12 protein-coding genes and 1 pseudogene are annotated in these 15,190 nt (G+C 74.5%); 3 read left to right on the forward strand and 10 right to left on the reverse strand.

From position 1 onward, the window contains the following. Positions 1–9 precede the first annotated feature (9 nt). The 7 genes and pseudogenes from ACGFNF_RS06270 to ACGFNF_RS06300 form a co-directional block, all read right to left on the reverse strand. Positions 10–1,686, reverse strand: a complete 1,677-nt coding sequence (locus ACGFNF_RS06270) for a ribulokinase (protein WP_393166172.1) — start codon at positions 1,684–1,686, stop codon at positions 10–12. A 157-nt stretch (positions 1,687–1,843) separates the two neighbouring features. Then, positions 1,844–2,104, reverse strand: coding sequence for a hypothetical protein (locus ACGFNF_RS06275; RefSeq protein ID WP_132234668.1), 261 nt, complete (start codon positions 2,102–2,104; stop codon positions 1,844–1,846). Between the two features lie 67 nt (positions 2,105–2,171). After that, a pseudogene (locus ACGFNF_RS06280) lies at positions 2,172–3,576 on the reverse strand (PLP-dependent aminotransferase family protein). Then, positions 3,525–4,649 carry an alpha-hydroxy acid oxidase gene (locus ACGFNF_RS06285; RefSeq protein ID WP_357576272.1) on the reverse strand — a complete coding sequence of 375 codons (1,125 nt, stop codon included), beginning with the start codon at positions 4,647–4,649 and terminating at the stop codon, positions 3,525–3,527. The pseudogene ACGFNF_RS06280 and the gene ACGFNF_RS06285 overlap by 52 nt, the downstream one beginning before the upstream one ends. Continuing rightward, positions 4,649–5,620 carry an alpha/beta hydrolase gene (locus tag ACGFNF_RS06290; RefSeq protein WP_357576273.1) on the reverse strand — a complete coding sequence of 324 codons (972 nt, stop codon included), beginning with the start codon at positions 5,618–5,620 and terminating at the stop codon, positions 4,649–4,651. The genes ACGFNF_RS06285 and ACGFNF_RS06290 overlap by 1 nt, the downstream gene beginning before the upstream one ends. After that, positions 5,617–6,837: a cytochrome P450 gene (locus tag ACGFNF_RS06295; RefSeq protein ID WP_357576274.1), complete on the reverse strand. Its 1,221-nt coding sequence runs from the start codon at positions 6,835–6,837 to the stop codon at positions 5,617–5,619. The genes ACGFNF_RS06290 and ACGFNF_RS06295 overlap by 4 nt, the downstream gene beginning before the upstream one ends. Before the next feature lie 62 nt (positions 6,838–6,899). After that, positions 6,900–8,174, reverse strand: coding sequence for an SGNH/GDSL hydrolase family protein (locus ACGFNF_RS06300; RefSeq protein WP_357576400.1), 1,275 nt, complete (start codon positions 8,172–8,174; stop codon positions 6,900–6,902). A 299-nt stretch (positions 8,175–8,473) separates the two neighbouring features. Between ACGFNF_RS06300 and ACGFNF_RS06305 the strand changes: the two genes are divergently transcribed. The 3 genes from ACGFNF_RS06305 (at position 8,474) to ACGFNF_RS06315 (ending at position 12,115) form a co-directional block, all read left to right on the forward strand. Beyond that, positions 8,474–10,069: a class I adenylate-forming enzyme family protein gene (locus ACGFNF_RS06305; RefSeq protein ID WP_393166175.1), complete on the forward strand. Its 1,596-nt coding sequence runs from the start codon at positions 8,474–8,476 to the stop codon at positions 10,067–10,069. Next, positions 10,066–11,301, forward strand: a complete 1,236-nt coding sequence (locus tag ACGFNF_RS06310) for an MFS transporter (RefSeq protein ID WP_357576276.1) — start codon at positions 10,066–10,068, stop codon at positions 11,299–11,301. Before ACGFNF_RS06305 ends, ACGFNF_RS06310 begins: the two co-directional genes overlap by 4 nt. 136 nt (positions 11,302–11,437) lie before the next feature. Beyond that, on the forward strand, positions 11,438–12,115 hold the full coding sequence (locus ACGFNF_RS06315; protein WP_357576277.1) for an SGNH/GDSL hydrolase family protein: 678 nt from the start codon (positions 11,438–11,440) through the stop codon (positions 12,113–12,115). An 18-nt stretch (positions 12,116–12,133) separates the two neighbouring features. Here the strand turns inward: ACGFNF_RS06315 and ACGFNF_RS06320 are convergent, their stop codons facing one another. The 3 genes from ACGFNF_RS06320 to ACGFNF_RS06330 form a co-directional block, all read right to left on the reverse strand. After that, positions 12,134–12,871 (reverse strand): hypothetical protein, encoded by a 738-nt coding sequence (locus ACGFNF_RS06320; RefSeq protein ID WP_357576278.1) that lies wholly within the window; start codon positions 12,869–12,871, stop codon positions 12,134–12,136. Between the two features lie 103 nt (positions 12,872–12,974). Beyond that, positions 12,975–13,568 carry a TetR/AcrR family transcriptional regulator gene (locus tag ACGFNF_RS06325; RefSeq protein ID WP_393166177.1) on the reverse strand — a complete coding sequence of 198 codons (594 nt, stop codon included), beginning with the start codon at positions 13,566–13,568 and terminating at the stop codon, positions 12,975–12,977. 125 nt (positions 13,569–13,693) lie between these two features. Continuing rightward, entirely contained in the window at positions 13,694–15,109 is a 1,416-nt protein-coding gene (locus ACGFNF_RS06330; RefSeq protein WP_393166179.1) for an MFS transporter, read from the reverse strand. Between the last annotated feature and the right edge of the window lie 81 nt (positions 15,110–15,190).

Genomic DNA, 15,190 nt, shown 5'->3' on the forward strand with positions numbered 1-15,190 from the left:
TGGGGCGGGTCAGTGGGGGTGGGAGCGGTGGCGGAGGGTGCGGAGGCGGTGCAGGACGTCGGTGCCGCCACGGCCGAAGTGGTCGTGCAGGGCGCGGTACTCGGCGTACAGGTCGTCGTAGGCCGCCGCCCGGGCCGGATCGGGGTGCCAGGTCTCGCGCCGGCCGGCGCCCATCGCCGCCGAGGCGGCCGGCACGTCCGGGTACGCCCCGGCGGCGACCGCCGCGTGGATGGCCGCGCCCAGCGCCGCCGGGTGCGCGGAGTCCAGCACGTGCAGCGGCCGGTCGAGCACGTCGGCGTAGATCCGCAGCAGCAGCCGGTTGCCGGTCAGCCCGCCGGCCACGGTCAGCTCGTCGACGGCCACCCCGGCGGCGGTGAACGCGTCGACGACGGTCCGGGCGCCGAAGGCGGTGGCCTCCAGCAGCGCCCGCCAGATCTCCTCGGGGCGGGTGGCGAGGGTCAGCCCGACCAGCACGCCGCTCAGCTCGTGGTCCATCAGCACCGAGCGGTTGCCGCTGTGCCAGTCCAGGGCCAGCAGCCCGTGCCCGCCCACCGGTTGGTCGGCGGCCAGGGTGTCCAGCAGCTCGTACGGGCTGATCCCCCGGCGGCGCGCCTCGTCGGCGTAGCCGGCCGGCAGGGCGGTGCGGGCGTACCAGGCGAAGATGTCGCCGACCCCGCTCTGTCCCGCCTCGTAGCCCCAGGCCCCGGTGGTGACGCCCCCGTCGACCACGCCGCAGACGCCGGGCACCTCGCGGTACGCCGCCGCGTTCATGATCAGGCAGGTGGAGGTGCCGAGCACCGCGAGCATCCGGCCGGGCTCGACGGCGCGGGCCGCCGCGGCGGTGACGTGCGCGTCGATGGCGCCCGCCGCGACGGCGGTCCCGACCGGCAGCCCGGTCCACGCGGCGGCCGCGGCGGTGAGCCCGCCGGCCCGGGAGCCCACAGGCACGAGCGGACCGTCGACGCGCGGCAGCAGGCCGTCGAGGCGGGGGTGCAGGGCGCGCAGGAAGTCCGCCGACGGGTACCGCCCGTCCTGCCGCAGCCCCTTGTATCCGGCGGCGGAGACGTTGCGGGTCTCCCGGCCGCAGAGCTGCCAGACCAGCCAGTCCGTGGTCTCGATGAAGCGCTCCGCCCGGTCGAAGACCGCCGGGTCCTCCTCCAGCACCTCCAGCGCCTTGGCGAGCTGCCACTCGGCGGAGACCCGGCCGCCGTAGCGGGGCAGCCAACGCTCGCCGCGCGCGGCGGCGACGTCGTTGATCCGGGCGGCCTGCCGCTGGGCCGCGTGGTGCTTCCACAGCTTCGGGTACGCGTGCGGCCGGCCGCCCAGGTCGGGCAGCTCGCAGAGCGGGGTGCCGTCGGCGAGGGCGGGCAGCATCGTGCAGGAGGTGGCGTCGACGCCGATGCCGCACACGTCCCCGGGCCGGATCCCGGCGGCGCGCAGCGCGGCGGGCACCGCGACGCGGAGCACCTCGCGGTGGTCGTCGGGGTGCTGCAACGCCCAGTCCGGTGGCAGCGGCGTGCCGTCGGGCAGCCGCTCGCTGATCACCCCGTGCCGGTACGGGTGGACGGCCTCGCCCCGCACGGCGCCGTCGGCGACGTCGACCACCACCGCCCGGCCGGAGAGGGTGCCGAAGTCGACGCCGACGACGAACCGGGCCGACCCGGCCGCGCCTTCTCCTGCCGCCACGGCTGCTCCCTCCCGCCGCGGCGCGCCGGCACCCGGGCGGGCTACCGGTCGGCGGCGGCGGGAGGAAACGGTAGCAACACCGCCGCGCCCGCGGCACGTGACCGACAGCCGGCGGCCGGCCCGGGCCGGAGCCGGGGCGGGAGGGCGGGCCGGGGCGTCAGGCCACCGGCCGCTTGAGGTGGTAGCGGTGCACCTCGGTGCTGCCCTGGACGTTGTTCACGTCCTCGGCGGCGGAGACCAGTTCCCAGCCCTCCCGGCCGGCCCGGTTGAGGTGCGCGATCGCCGTGTCGCCGTACGCGGTGATGTCCCGGCGCGACCCGTCCGGGCCGTACCAGGTGAAGCTGACGTGAAAGGCGCGGCCCTGCCCCTGATAACGGCGGACCAGCAACGCGTACTCCCAGGCGACCATGGCGTCCATTATGAGTGTCCACCCAGGACGGCGAAACACGGGCAGTCGCGCTTTGCCATGCGGTGAACGCGTTGTGTCATCCCACCTCGGCGTTCGCCGCCCGGCGGGCCGTCTCGTCGGCGACCAGCGCGGCCAGCCGGTCCAGCCCGAGGTCGATCTGCTCCGGGGTCACGGCGCTGACCGACAGCCGCAGCGCGTCGACCGGGGCGCCGTCGTCGTAGAAGTGCGCCATCGGCGTCCAGAGCAGGCCGTACCCACGGGCGGAACGGTGCAGCAGCGCGTCGTCGACCCCGAACGGCACGGTGACCACGACGAAGAACCCACCGGCCGGGACGTTCCACCGCACCGGCGAGGTGCCCGCCGGGAAGCGCCGGGCCAGGCCGTCGACCAGGTGGCGCAGGTTGCGCCCGTACGCGGCCCGTTCCCGCACGGTGGCCGCCACGAGGCTGCACCCGTGCTCCAGCAGCGCCCCGCCGACGACCGCCTGGGCGATCGGCGAGGTGTTCACCGTGACCATGCTCTTGATCTTGGCGAGCTGGTCGGCGAGCAGCCCCACCGTGCCGTCGGCGCCGGCGACGCGCTGGTCGGCGACCACGTAGCCCACGCGCGCGCCGGGCAGCACCGTCTTCGCGAACGAGCCCAGGTAGACCACCCGCCGCGCGGTGTCCAGCGCCTTGAGCGTCGGCGGCCGACCCGACTGCGTCGGCGGCCGACCCGGCTCCGCGGCGGGGAAGAGACCGTACGGGTTGTCCTCCAGCAGCAGAAGGTCCTCCTCGGCGGCCAGGTCGAGCAGGCGCCGCCGGTCGGCCAGGCCGATGCTGGCTCCGGACGGGTTGGCGAAGTCCGGCATCACGTAGCAGGCGCGCGGGCGCAGCCCCGCCGCCCGGGCGAGGCGCACCTGCTCGCGCAGGTCGGACAGGTCGATCCCGGCGGGGCCGCCCCGCACCGGCCGCACCGGCAGGTCCAGCAGCCGGGCGGCGCCGGTCAGCCCCACGTACGTCGGGGCGACGGCGAGCAGCACGTCGCGCGGGTCGGCCCGCAGCGCCCGCAACACCAGGAACATCGCCTCCTGGCAGCCGACGGTCACCACGATCGCCTCCGGGTCGACCGTCAGCTGCTCGTCGACGGCGAGGTTGCGGGCGACGAGGTGGTGCACGATGCCCTTGGTGCGGCCGTACTGCAACAGCGTCCGGTGCACCTGCGCGGGGCTCTGCCCCAGGTCGTCGGCCAGGTGCCGGCGGAACCTCTCCAGGTGCCGGTGCAGCGCCCCGACGTCGAAGAACTCCTCGTACGGCCGGCCGGCCGCCAGCGACACCGCGTCGGGGTAGTGCTGGGCCACCTCGTTGAGGAAGTTCATCGAGTTCAGCGCCGGGTCGTCGACCGCCGGGTGCAGGTCGGCCACGCGCAGGTCCACCGTCTCCGCCACCGGTCAGCCCTCCCTGATCACGCGCAGCTCGCGGGCCGCCGCCGGGTCGGCGCAGCCGGCCAGCGCGAGAGCGTCGCGGAACTCGCCGGCCAGCAGCGCCAGCGCCGTACGCGCCCCGGCCTCGCCGCCGGCGGCGAGCGCCCACAGCATCGGCCGGCCGACGAGCACCCCCCGCGCGCCGAGGGCGAGCGCACGCAGCACGTCGACGCCGTCGCGCACGCCGCTGTCCAGCAGCACCTCGCACCGGTCGGCCACCGCCGCCACCACCTCGGGCAGCACGGTGGCGGTGGCCGGCGCCCCGTCGAGCTGCCGGCCGCCGTGGTTGGAGACCACCACGGCGTCCGCGCCGGCGGCCACCGCCAGCTCCGCGTCGCGCGGGTCCAGCACGCCCTTCACCACCAGCGGCAGGGCCGTACGGCCGCGCAGCCACTCCAGGTCGGCCCAGGTCAGCGCGGGCGCGAAGACCTCGCCGGTGTGCGCGGCGATGGCGGAGACCCCCGGGGTGGCGGTGTGCGCGAGGTCGTCCCGGCCGGCCGGCAGGTTGGCCGCCACGACGTGCGGCGGGATGGCGAACGCGTTGCGCACGTCGCGCCGCCGCGGGCCGAGGATCGGCACGTCCACGGTGACCGTCAGCGCCGTGCAGCCCGCCGCGTGCGCCCGCTCCAACAGGTCGGCGACCAGGCCCCGGTCGCGCAGCCAGTAGAGCTGGAACCAGACCGTCGCGCCGGTCTCCGCGATCTGCTCGATCGGCACGCTGCTCAGGGTGCTGGCCACGTACGGCACGTCGGCCGCGCGGGCGGCGGCGGCCAGCGCCAGCTCCCCGTCGGGGTGCACGAGCCGCTGGTACGCCATGGGCGCCACGGCCACCGGCATGGCGTACGACGCGCCGAGCAGCCGCGCCCCGGTGCGGGGGGTGTGCACGCCGCGCAGCACCCGGGGCAGCACGGCCACCCGGTCCAGCGCGCGGCGGTTCGCGGCGAGCGTCGTCTCGGCGCCGCTGCCACCGTCGACGTAGTCCCACACGTCGGGTGGCAGCGCCGCCCGGGCCGGCCCCGCGAAGTCGGCCAGGCTGGCCGGCGACGGCTGCGCCACCGGCAGGTCCGACTTCGGCAGTACGCCCTCCACCATCACCGGTCTCCCTTCCCGCCGGCGCCCGACGCGTCGCCGCCCGGCTTGGCGAGCCGGCCGCGCAGGAACGCGGCAGCCTGGTCCTGGGCGCGGCGGCCGTCGTCGAACGCTGCGGGCATGGCGAAGAAGCCGTGGATCATGCCGGCGTACCGGGTGAGGGTGGTGGGCACCCCGGCCTCGCGCAGCCGGTGCGCGTACCGCTCCCCCTCGACGCGCAGCGGGTCGTGCTCGGCGGTGATCACCAGCGCGGGCGGCAGGCCGGTCAGGTCGGTGGCGAGCAGCGGCGACGCCAGCGGGTGGCGCGCGTCGGCGGGGTCGGCGAGGTAGTGGCCCCGGTACCAGGCGACCGAGCGACGGTTGAACAGCAGCGGGTCCTCGGCGTCGGTTTCGGTGTCGGCGCTCTGGTCGGTGTTCGGGTACACCAGCAGCTGGGCGGCGAGCCGGGGCCCGCCGCGCTCGCGGGCCAGCAGGGTGACGGCGGCGGCGAGGTTGCCGCCGGCGCTGTCCCCGCCGACCGCCACGCGCAGCGGGTCGACGCCGAACTGCGTCGAATTCTCGGTGATCCACCGGGTGGCCGCGTGGCAGTCGTACACGGCGGCGGGGAAGGGATGCTCCGGGGCCAGCCGGTAGCCGACGGTGACCACCTGGCAGGGCACGGCGTTGGCCAGCCGTCGGCAGATGCCGTCGGCGGTGTCCACGCTGCCGAGGGTCCACCCGCCGCCGAAGAAGTAGACCAGGGTGGGCAGCGGCCCCTCCTCCGCCGGCCGGTGGACGCGCACCGGCAGGTCGCCGGCCGGGCCGGGCACGCGCGTGTCGCGTACCTCGTGCACCGGCTCGACCGCGCCGCCGCCCGCGCGGATCGCGGCGAGGTCGGCGGCGCGCGCCTCGGCCAGGCTCTGCGTGTACAGCGGCGGGGTGCCGGCCGCCTCGCGGGCGGCCCGGTATGCCGCCACCTGCGGATGGATGCTCACGCGGGTCCTCCTCGGGTGTGTACGGCCAGCCTGTCGACGCCGCGCAGGAAGAGGCTGCCGCTGTACGTCGGCGTCTCGGCGAGGGTGAGCCCGGGGAAGCGGGCCAGCAGCCGGGGCAGCGCGAGGCGACCCTCCAGCCGGGACACCGCCGCGCCGAGGCAGAAGTGCGGTCCGGCGCCGAAGGCCAACGGCGGCGGCCCGGTGCGGCGCGGGTCGAAGCGGTCCGGGTCGGCGAAGCGGGCCGGGTCCCGGTTGGCGGCGGAGAGGATCAGCAGGACGTTGCGGTCCTGCCCGACCGGCACCCCGCCGACCTCGCTGTCGTGGGGCGCGGCCCGGGCCAGGAAGTGCACGGGCGCCTCCAGCCGCAGGATCTCCTCGACCGTGCCCCGGGTCAACGCGTCGTCGCCCGGCAGCGCGGCGGCCACGTCGGGGTGGGCCAGCAGCAGCGGCAGCCCGTTGGAGAACATGTAGACGGTGGTGACGAAGGCGGCGTTGAACAGCACGATCAGGTTGCTCACCAGCTCGTCGACGGTCAGCTCCACGTCGCCTGCGTCGACCGCCTCGACCAGGGCGCTGATCAGGTCGTCGCCGGGCCGGTGGCGTCGGTGGGCGATCAGGCCGGCGTAAAAGTCGCGTAGCTCGGCGGCAGCGGTGTTGGCGGCGGCGAGGCGCTGCGGGGTCTGTCCCGCCACGTCCAGGAACTCGTCGATCCGTTCCACCCGCTGCCGGTAGAAGTCCAGCTCCCCGGCGGGGATGCCGATGAACTCCGCCATCACCAGGGCCGGCAGCGGGTACGCGAACTCCGCGACGAAGTCGAGGTCGGCGTCGCCGGCGTCGGCCATCCGGTCGAGCAGCCCGTCGACGACCCGGTGCACGATCGGCTCCAGCGCGGCGAGCCGGCGCGGCGTGAAGGTCCTCGCGAAGGCCGCCCGCATCCGGGTGTGCTGCGGCGGGTTGACGAACATCATCGAGGTCTGGAGGGTGCGCAGCACCTCCTGCTCCTGCCAGTCCGGCGGGGCCTGCTTGTACCACCGCGGATCGCGCAGCACCTGGCTGACCAGGTCGTAGCCGACGGCTACGGCGGCGACCGAGCGGTGCTCCGCGCGCGCCGGCACCGGGCTGACCGGCCCCAGCGCGTGCAGGGCGGCGTAGCAGGGGTACGGGTCCTGCCGGCCCTCGTCGCTGTAGAGGCGGGTCAGCAGCTGCGTGACGTCCACGGTCGGTAGGCCCCTCTCTGCGGCGGCGCGGGCGGCGGAGGGCCCGCCGCCCGCGCCGCTCGTCACAAACCGAGCAGTCGCAGCGGTACGGCGTCCGCCAGCGCCTGGTTGCCGGCGTCGTTCGGGTGGATGTGGTCCCCCGAGTCGTACGCGGGCAGCAGCCGGCCCGGCTGCGCCGGATCGCGCAGCACCCGGTCGAAGTCGAGCAGCCCGTCGAACTCGTCGCTGCCGCGCAGCCACGCGTTCACCGCCTGCCGGGTGGCCTCCTTCTCCGGCGTCCACACCCCCGGGTTGCCGTGCCCCTCGTACGGGGTGAGCGTGGCGACGAGGCTGCGCAGGCCGCGCGCCTTCACCTGCTGGTTGACCTGCCGCAGCGAGGCGATGATCTGCTCGGCGGAGTCGCCCGACATCCAGACGTCGTTGATGCCCAGGTGGGTGATCACGGTCCGGGCGTCGGTCTGTGCGAAGACGTCCTCGTCGAGCCGGGCCAGGGCGTTGGGGCCGAGTTCGTGGTAGCCGGGGAAGCCGCCCGCCCCGGGCTCGGGGCCCTCATGGTTGAGCCGGTTGCCGGCGAGGCTGAGGTTGAGCACCCCCGGGGTGCGTACGTCCGGGCGGGCGTCGATGAGCCGGTCGGCGAGCAGGTCGGGCCAGCGCTTGTTGGCGTTGACGGTGCTGCCGTTGCCGTCGGCGATGGAGTCGCCGAAGACCACCACCGAGCCGGGGCTGTGCCGGCGCTGCACGTCGATGCCCGACAGGAAGAACCAGCAGCAGTTCGGTCGGATCGTGAACCCGGCCCCGCCGGCGGCGGAGGTCAGGTCGCTGGCGCCGATGAAGTTGGTCTGCCGGGACTGGCCGTGGAAGGTCACGGGCCCGGTGGGGGTCGGGAAGTGCACGGTCAGCACGAGGTCCTGCTGGTCGCCGACGGGCAGCGCGACGGGGTCGCTGACCAGCTCGGCACCCCGGTTCATGGTGGCCGTGGTGGCGCCGCCGAAGGTCAGCGTCCGCAGGGTCGAGGGATCTATGTCGGACAGGTCGTCGGGGGTCGCGGTGTTCGGCTTCGCGACGGTGGCGCGGCCGACCCGGACGGCCTGCTCGCCGTAGGAGTTGCTGAGCCGGACCCGGAACCGCTCTCCGCCGACGGTGGTGTGCACGACCATCCGTACGCTCTGGTCGTTGAGGCCGGTGTTGGTCAGGCCGGTCGCGTTTCCCCTGGTGACCGCGGCGGCCCAGCTGCCAGCCCAGACCGTGCGCTGGTGGGACGCCCCGGTGTCCGCCGGACCGGCGCTGGCCACCATCGCCGGGGCGCCGGCGACGAGCAGGGTGGCCGCGGCCGTGATGACATGCCATCTCTTCGGAGTCGACATTGAACCTCCATCGTTGGCAGTCCAGGGCCGTCCGCTGACGGCACCGCCTGGACGATGGTCCAGAAACCTAGCCGTCCCGTTTCACGACCGTCAATCGACCTGATCGACGCGATCAAATGTCCTCCGGTCCGCCCGGAGCGCCGTTCAGGCTCTGTCCGGTGACAGTCGGTGGTACCTACGCTCACGGTCGGCGGCGGTGCGCTCGCCCGGCCGCCGCGCCGTGCCGGGCCGCCCGGCACACGGCCACACTTCTGCGGCGAGGGGGCTGTCGGATGACCGACCGAGCGGAACGACGGGCCGGCTACGTGCACCGGGCGCTGGAGCTCTTCGCGGGCTTCGGCGATCGGGAGGCGCTGGTCGGAAACGGACACCGGCTCAGCTACGCCGAGGTCGCCACGCGGGTACGCGGGCTGGCCGCGACGCTGCTCGGGCACGGCGTACGGCCGGGGCAGGCGGTGCTGCTCGCGCTCGGCAACCCGGTGGAGGGGCCCCTGGTGCAGCTCGCCCTGCACCTGCTGGGCTGCCGGACGATGTGGATCGCCCCGGTGACGTCCCGCCGGGAGGTCGACGAGTTCGTCCGGCTGGCCCGTCCCGACGCGTTCGTCTTCGACGCCCGGGACCCGGCCGGCCTCGGCCCGGAGCTGGCCGCCGGGCTGTCCGGCGTACCCGTGCTCTGCCTCGGCCCGGGCGGCGCGGGCCCGGACCTGCTCGCCGCGGCGGCGCGCGCCGGGGCGGTCGAGCTGCCGGCCGACGTGCCGGCGCCGGAGTCGTTCCTGCAGACCAGCGGCACCACCGGCACCCCGAAGCTGGTGCACCACCGGGAGAGCTTCTACGCCCAGATCCTCGCCCTGGCCGCCGACTTCCGCGCCGCCGGGCACCCGCCGCTGCGGCACCTGTCGCACTCGCCGATGTGGCTGGCCAGCGGCCAGATCACCACGCTGTTCAACCTCTTCACCGGCGGGGTGCTGTTCCCGCGCGACGGCTGGGACCCGGCGCGGTTCATCGGGACCGTCGACCGGGAGCGCATCAACTCCACATTCGTCACGCCGCCGATGCTCTACGAGGTGCTCGACCACCCGGCCCTCGACGGCGCGGACTTCTCCGCCATGTTCATGTTCAACGTGGGCGCCGGGCCCGCCGCGCCCGCCCGGCTGCGCCAGGCGATCGCGCGCTTCGGCCCGGTGCTGCGGATCGTGTACGGCCTCAGCGAGGCCGTCGTCGTCACCGCCCTGCCGGGGCTGACCGACGATCCGGCGCACCCGCAGCGGCTGCGCTCCTGCGGGCGCCCCTACGGCGACGTGCGCGTCGAGATCCGCGCCGACGACGGCACGGTGCTGCCGCCCGGCGAGAACGGCGAGGTGTGGGTGCACACCGGCCTGCGCTTCGCCGGCTACCACGGCCAGCCCGAGCTGACCGCCGAGACGCTTGTCGACGGCTGGGTCCGTACGCGCGACGTCGGGCACCTCGACACCGACGGCTACCTCTACCTCGTCGACCGGTTGCAGGACCGGATCCTCACCCGGCGGCGCAGCTGGCCGATCCACTGCCGCCCGATAGAGGACGTCCTGGCGGGACACCCGCAGGTACGGGCGGCGGCGGTGATCGGCGTGCCGGACGAGGCGGCCGGCGAGCTGCCGTACGCCTACGTGGTGCCGGCGCCCGGCGCGACGGTGACCGCCCTGGAGCTGATCGACCTGGTGACCGCCGAACTCAGCGACACCTGGGCGCCGGGCGGGGTGGAGTTCGTCGACCGACTGCCGCTCAACCGCTCGGCCAAGGTGGACAAGCGCGCGCTGCGGGCCCGGTACGCCGCGGACCATCCGTCGTCGGTCGAGCACCCGGAGGCGTCGATCGGCAGCCTGGCGTGACCCCCCGGCGGGAACTGACCGTCCTGGTCGCCGCCGACCTGATCTCCAACCTGGGCAGCCGCATCTCGGTGGTGGCGATCCCCTGGCTGGTGCTGGAGACCACCGGCAGCCCGGCGAAGATGGGTGCGGTGGCCGCCGCCGAGATGCTGCCCTACCTGCTCTCCAGTGCGCTCGGCACCCCGTGGGCGGACCGGATCGGGCTGCGCCGCACGTCCATCCTGGCCGACGCCGGCAGCGCCGCCCTGATGGTGGCGGTGGCCCTCACCCCGTGGCTCGGCTTCGGTGCGCTGCTCGCCCTGGTCGCGGTGGTGGGTGCCCTGCGCGGCGTCGGCGACCGGGTCAAGCACGTGATGTTCCGCCCGGCCGCCGAGGCCGCCGGCGTACGGCTGATCCGGCTGACCTCCGTCTACGACGGACTGGGCCGGCTGGTCACCCTGCTCGGCGCGGGGCTGGGCGGGCTGCTCGTCTGGTGGTTCGGGGTGACGCAGGCGCTCCTCATCGACGCCGCCAGCTTCGCCGCCTGCGCCCTGCTGGTCGGCCTGCTGGTCCGGCCGCCGGCCGCCCCGGAGGCACCGGCCGCCCCGGAGGGCTACCTGCGCGCGCTCGCGGGCGGGTTCCGCCACCTGGGCCGCGACCGGATGCTGCTGACCATGCTGCTGGTGATCTCGGCGCTGAACATGGTGGTCAACGCGAGCGTCGCGGTCTACATCCCGCTCTGGGTGGCCGACGTGCTGCACGGCCCCGCCGGGCTGGGCCTGGTGCTCGGCGCGTTCTCGGCCGGCGCGCTGCTGGGCAACCTGCTGTTCACGGCGTACGGTCCCCGGCTGCCCCGGTACCTGACCTTCGTGGTCGGCGCGGCGCTCGGCGGCGCCCCGCGCCTGCTGGTCCTGGCGCTGAGCGAGGAGCTGGCGGTGGTGCTGGCGGTGACGTTCGCCTCCGGCATCGGCATCGCGGCGGTGAACCCGCTGCTCGGGGTGGCGATCTACGAGCGGGTGCCGGCCGGCCTGCAGACCCGGGTGATCGGGCTGGCCGGGTCGCTGGCGTTCGCGGGCCTGCCGCTGGGCGCGCTGCTGGGCGGCTGGTCGGCCACCGCGCTCGGCCTCGCCCCCGCCCTGCTGGTCATGGCGGCGTTCTCCCTCGTGGTCACCCTGCTGCCGCTGCTGCCCGGCCTGCGGCCACGGTCGACGGTGGCGCCGGCCGAGCGGGCACCGGGTGTCGTGGGCCGGGCGTAGGGCCGGAACACGGCCACGCGGGAGGACGTACGCCGGATCGCGCTGGGTCTGCCGGAGGCGGGCGCCGACCGACCGTAGCGTCGCGTCAGTCCGCCAGGCCCTTCTCCGGCCCCCGGACGTCGGCTAGCGTGCCGGCATGCCATCGACGTTGACCGAGGCGACGGATCCCTGGTGCCTGCGCGACGGGGAGAGCGCGGCGCTGCTGCGCGACCACCCGTGGCGGCGCTTCGCGGTGCTGGGCGACAGCGTGGCCGAGGGGCTCTGCGAGCCCGTCGACGGCTATCCCGACGTGCAGTGGGCGGACCGGATCGCCGCCGAGCTGCGGGCCGTCCGGCCGGAGCTGGCGTACCTCAATCTGGGCCTGCGGGGGCTGCGGGCGCACGAGGTGCGCGCCGCCCAGCTCGCCCCGGCGCTGGCCTTCCGCCCCGACCTGGCGCTGGTGGTCTGCGGCGGCAACGACGCCTTCGGGCGGGGCTATGACCCGGACGCCGTCGACGCGGAGCTGACCGCGATCATCGAGGCGCTTCAGGCCGCCGGGGCGGACGTGATCACCGTCGGCATGTTCGACGTGTCGCTCAGCCCCGCCGTGCCCGAGCGGCACCGCGCCGGCCTCGGCGAGCGGATGCGGCGGCTCTCCGCGCGCACCGGGGCCCTCGCGGAACGGCTCGGCACCCTGCACGTGCGGCTCACCGACCACCCGCTCACCGCTGACGCGACGATGTACAGCAGCGACGGCCGGCACGGCAGCGCCCGCAGCGACGCGGTCGCCGCCGCCGAGACCGTCCGCCGCCTCGGCGCCCACCTCGCGCCCTGACCCGGCGTCGACCGCGGCTCAGCGGTGCTGGACCCACACGTTCGGCTCGACGTAGGTGCCCTGGTCGAGATCGAGGTCCACGCGCAGCAGGCTGAGGCCGTCGGGGATGACGTAGTCGCCGCTGTCGGGGAAGGCCATACCGGTCCACTGCTGCCACTCGGCGACGGTGCCGGTCATCGTCTGCGACCGGGGCACCATGGCGATCGGCCGGGCACCCAGCCGCCAGTGGGTGCGCAGCCAGGGATCGAGCGGGGAGCCGTCCTCCCGGGTCCAGGCGGCGAACCGCTCGATCGGGGTCAGCGGGTAACGGGCCTTGAGGGTGGGCCGCACCGGGGCGATCACCCGCGACCAACCACGCTGCTCGGCCACCGACCGCAGCGCCGTGAGCAGGTCGCCGGCCAGGCCCTGGCCACGCCTGTCGGAACGCACCTGGGCGGCCATCACCACGAGGGTGTCGGGTTCCTCGTCGCGGTCGTGGCCGGTGACCGCGCGGCGCAGGGAGTCGGTGTAGCCCTCCGGCAGGTGCGCCGGGTCGCCGTCCCAGCGGATCGGGACCGCCCACCCCGCCGCGACGAGGTCGCCGTCGCCGTCGAGCAGCACGAGTTCCAGGTCGGCGAACACCTCCCGCACGCGGCCGAGGTACCGGCCGGCCTGCCGGTCGGCCGTGATGAACGCCGGCCAGCCGCCCGCGAACAACCGGTCCATCTGGTCACCCGGCCGCGGCCGTGCCCGCAGCGGCTCCACGACGGTACGCATGGACGCCTTCCTACCAGGACGTCGCCGGCCGCACCACGTCAATTGGTCGGCCCGCCGATCGGCAACTCGCCACCCACACCGACGCGGAACCGTCGGCGGGCCGTCAGATGTCGGTCTTCCGCGAGGCGACCTGGACGTGGTCGCGGTAGGTGAGGGCGATCAGGTCCGCCTCCAGTTGGTCGCGGTCGGCGTCGTCGAGGATGGCGCCCCACAGCGGTGCGCTGTTGCTGCCGTCCGCGGCGGCGATGACCATGCGGACGATCGTGGGTTCGAGGCCGTCGTCGAGGAGAGCCTCACGCCACTGTTGCGCGTCCTGCTGTGCGAACGCCTCCAGGCCGGGTTCGAACATGAGATGCGCGGCGAGGGCGATGTAGTCGCGTAGCCCGGTGAGGTCGCCGGCGTGGGCGAAGCTCGCGCGGATGTACGCCCTCGTGAGCCTGCCCGGCGTTCCTTCCTCCTCCTCGGCCGCGACCTGTTCGACGTCGTGTCGGAACTGGCCCATCAGATGGTTGGCCAGACCACCGAGGAGTTCTTCCTTGTTGGGAAAGTGGTAGAGCAGACCGCCCTTGGACACCCCGGCTGCCTCGGCGATGTCCGAGACGGGCACCGCGGTGCCATGCCTGCTGATGAGACGCGCGGCAGCGTCCAGGATGAGCCGTCTCGTTTCGGCTGCGCTGCGCCCAGCGGTCCGTGCCATGTCGACGTCCTTTCTCCTCCGGTCACGAACCCGGGAGGGTCAGTGCTCCGCTGGCGCAGCGTCCTTGTGGTTCGGGATGAGCGTGAAGGCCACGATCGCGGCGATCACCATGACCGCGCTCGCGATCAGGGTAGTTGCCTGCATGGCGACACGAACGCCTCCTGCGCGGCCTCCAGCGCCGCGCTGCCGGGCGCCAGGACCGTGCTGGCCGCCGCCAGGGAGTCCTCGGCCCGGGTCGCAGCCCCGCCGGCGACATCCGCAGGGAGGGCGAGGTGGAAGCGGTAGAGCACGGTGATGACGGAGCCCAGGATCGCGATGCCGAGGGCGACGCCGAGCTCGTACGCGGTCTCCGCGACCGACGCCGCCGCGCCGGCCTTGGCCGGGCGGACCGCGGAGACCACGGCGTCGACGCTGAGGGTCTCGGCCACGCCGATCCCCAGGCCCAGCGGGACCACGGCGAGCAGCACCCAGCCCAGTTGCTCACTGCCTTCCAGCGCGGCCAGGATCGCCAGCCCGACAGCACCGGTCAGCAGGGCGACGGCGATGGCTCGTCCCCGCCCGAGCCTGGTGAGAAGGAACCCTACGGCCGCGACCGCGGCCATCGCCGCCACCGCCGCGGGCAGCTGCGCCAGTCCCGCCCGCAGGGGACTGAGCTCGCGGGCGAGCTGGAGGTACTGGGAGAAGAAGAACAGGACGCCGCTGAGGGCGAACACGGAGATGAAGTTCACCAGCACCGCCCCGCTGAACGCGGGATTGCGGAACAGGTCCACCTCGATCATCGGCGAGTCGACCCGCCGCTGGCGACGCACGAACAGCACCCCGCCGACCACGCTCGCCACGATCGCGACGGCGGCGGTGACGCCGAACGCGCCCCCGGTGAGCTTCTTGATCGTGTACACGAACGGGATGATCGTCAGCATCGACAACCCGCTGGAGACCAGGTCGAACCGGCCGGGGTCGGGGTTGCGGGACTCGGGCAGGAGCCACCCGCCGACGATCAACACGAGCAGCATCACCGGGAGGTTGATCAGGAACACCGAGCCCCACCAGAAGTGCTCCAGCAGCGCCCCGCCCACCAGCGGGCCGAGCGCGATGCCACTCGCCGCCGCGGCCGACCAGATCGCGATCGCCCGCGTCCGCTCGATCTGATCGGTGAAGATGTTCCGGATCAGCGACAGCGTCGACGGCATGATCGTCGCACCCGCAACACCCAACAGCAGACGGGCCGCGATCAGCGCCTCCGCCGAGGGGGCGAACGCCGCCAGCGCCGAGGCCAGCCCGAACGCAGCCGAGCCGATCAGCAACAACCGCTTCCGGCCGATCCGGTCGGCCAGGTTACCCATCGTCACCAGCAGACCGGCCAGGGCCAGGGAGTAGATGTCCCCGATCCACAGCACCTGCGTCGCCGTCGGTGACAACTCCGCGGTCAGCGACGGTACGGCCAGGTAGAGCACCGTCGCGTCGATCGCCAGCAACGACACGGCGCCCACCAGCACGGCCAGTGACGCCCAGCGACGCGTGGGGCTCAACGCCGCACTCATCCGCATCTCCCTAGAACTAAACCGTCCCGACGGTACAGTTCTACCAGGGAGGAGACCGGAACGACGAACCGCCCGGCTGGT

Origin of the sequence: Micromonospora sp. NPDC048868, assembly GCF_043198195.1 — a bacterium.
Classification (GTDB): domain Bacteria; phylum Actinomycetota; class Actinomycetes; order Mycobacteriales; family Micromonosporaceae; genus Micromonospora; species Micromonospora reichwaldensis.